This window comes from Mesorhizobium sp. M8A.F.Ca.ET.021.01.1.1, assembly GCF_003998025.1.
Lineage (GTDB): Bacteria > Pseudomonadota > Alphaproteobacteria > Rhizobiales > Rhizobiaceae > Mesorhizobium.
Genome location: NZ_RZSJ01001130.1, coordinates 1 through 394, shown reverse-complemented (window position 1 = coordinate 394; position 394 = coordinate 1). Strand labels below are relative to the sequence as shown.

The 394-nt window shown below is 64.0% G+C and carries 1 pseudogene; it reads right to left on the bottom strand.

From position 1 onward, the window contains the following. Positions 1 to 111: 111 nt before the first annotated feature. Positions 112 to 394: pseudogene (locus tag EOA36_RS36950) on the bottom strand (hypothetical protein); the annotation flags it as partial.

Genomic DNA, 394 nt, shown 5'->3' with positions numbered 1-394 from the left:
CGACGACGGCGTCGCCGCCCTCACCCAGCTCGGCCTGATCAAGGCCGCCTGAGAGCCTCATGCAATTCGAGAGTTCGGCCAGGCGGCGTTGGCGCCGCCTGGCCGTGCCGGTTACTGGCTCGGCGCCATCACGTGCTCGCATGACACTTTCGGGTTCATGTCGGCGAAGGTGCCGGTCGGGTTGCCTTTCCAGGCCCAGACATGCAGTTCGTAGAACTCACCCAGGCCATAGCGGTTGGGCGCGCTGTTGAAGTTGAACAGCTGTCCCTCGAGCGACGCCGGCCCCTTCGAAGTGATGTATTCGACCGCCACCAGCTTCAGCGTGCCGTCGGCCATCGGCTCGTACATCACCGCTTCGGGACGGGCGATGTCGATCTTGTCGTCCTTCAGATAC